Source organism: Bradyrhizobium sp. (genome assembly GCF_049798375.1).
Classification (GTDB): Bacteria; Pseudomonadota; Alphaproteobacteria; order Rhizobiales; family Xanthobacteraceae; genus Bradyrhizobium.
In genome coordinates this window covers 1-1,719 of the sequence record NZ_JBARGP010000430.1, presented here as the reverse complement: position 1 = coordinate 1,719, position 1,719 = coordinate 1, and the positions used below count along the sequence as shown (strand labels likewise).

The window sequence follows — 1,719 nt, the reverse complement described above, 5'->3', positions numbered from 1 at the left end:
AGACTTAAGGTCTCACGCTTGGCGAATTACAGCGTGTCAGACAAGACGGTGCCCGCCGGATGCGTACGTCCCACCCCCGTCATTGCGAGGAGCAAAGCGACGGGCCTGTAAGTATTTCGGCGGTCATGTCGGATTGCAAGGCTGGCATTGGAGGTGTGTGGCCGGAGGGGCGGATGAATCAGGCAGTTTTCAAGGCGCGGCGCCGGCTGATGGCCCATATCAGGTTGTGGGTTATGGCGTGAAGCAAGCAGGCGATGCGCACCTTCGAGAGGCCGCGAAGCACCATCCGTCCAAAGCCTCGATTCTTCAGGCGGGCATGGACGTGTTCGGTGTTACTGCGCCGCTTGTAGACGGCTTTGCCTTCTTCACTGTCCATCCGAGCGCGCCAGTGCTTGAGGCATGGCGGTTCGGCAGCGCGGTTGCGTTCGTATCGCGCCTTGCTCTGCGGTTTGGAAGCTTGCTTGCGGGCCGGAGGCGGGCTGAACACCTGGACGGAGGGGTGGGTTTGCGTAATCATCACGATATCGGCCGCAGTCATCGCGCCGGTATCAGCCAACAGTCGATCCGGCAGCTTGCCACAACGTCGTTCGACCTGCGCTACCATCGCCGGCGCCAGACCACGATCGTTGCGCCGTTGCACCGGCTCGATCGCGACCACGAAGCCACAGGCGCTCGATACCTGCACATTATAGGCGGGCCGCACAGCACCGTCCGCCATCTTCATCAGCGGGGCATCGGGGTCGGTCGTCGAGACACGCTCTTGCTTGGGCTTCTCCTTGGACTGCTTGTCGCTTTTGCCGCCGGCAGACGGGGGCTCGCCCCCCTCGCTCTGGTCCTTCTCTTGTTGCGGCTCGGCAGGATGTTTGGCCAGCGCGGCTGCGACCCGGCGGGCGCGGTCTTCGGCCGCAGAAAGACGACGCTTCGACACCCGCCGTTCGCCTGCCGCAGAATCGGCCTCCAATTCCTGCTTCAGCTCGGCAACTCGGATGCGGGCCTTCTCTTTCAGTTCGCTGAGGCTTTGCTTGCGCCGCATCGACGAACGGCTCGCCGCGGCCCTGACCTTGGTACCATCGGTGATGACTTCGTCCAGCGTGACAAGGCCTTCCTTCATCAAGGCTGCCAGACTGCTTGTCAGAAGGCCATCGAGGTACTCAGCGCTGTCCAGACGGAACTCCGACAGCATGGTATGATTCACTCCGACGCCGCCGCAAATCCAGCGGTAGATCGTATGATGCTCGCACAGCCGCGCCAGCGCGCGGGCCGATCCAACCCCATCGACCGTCGCGTACAGCCAAAGCGCAAGCAGAATGCGCGGATCGGTCGCCGGGCGACCTGGCGTCTCGCCGCGCGCCTTGATGCGATCGTAAAACACCCGAAGGTCCAATCCTTCGACGAAGCACCACACCGCCCGCACCGGATGCTCATCAACCACCAGGCTCTCGAGGTCGACCAATTCAAAACCGGCCTGTCTACGCTCCGCCTGCCGAATGCGAATGTCCATCACCTGCTCCGAATCTACGCAGGCATCGAATCACACCACTTCACCAAAAAAATGACACGCCCGACGAAGCAATCCATGCCTCAGCAGGGGGATGGATTGCTTCGCGTCGCTCGCAATGACGGTCGTTGGGCGACACGGCGATCATCAAAGACATGACCCGCGTAGCCTGCATCGGCGAGTGCATGATCGAGCTGAAGCAGGCCCATGGCGGCCTGTAC

At 62.1% G+C, this 1,719-nt stretch carries 1 protein-coding gene; it reads right to left on the bottom strand.

Annotation, left to right across the window (positions count from 1 at the left end):
* Positions 1-178 precede the first annotated feature (178 nt).
* Positions 179-1,501, bottom strand: coding sequence for an IS1182 family transposase (locus WA702_RS18065; protein WP_425111900.1), 1,323 nt, complete (start codon positions 1,499-1,501; stop codon positions 179-181).
* Between the last annotated feature and the right edge of the window lie 218 nt (positions 1,502-1,719).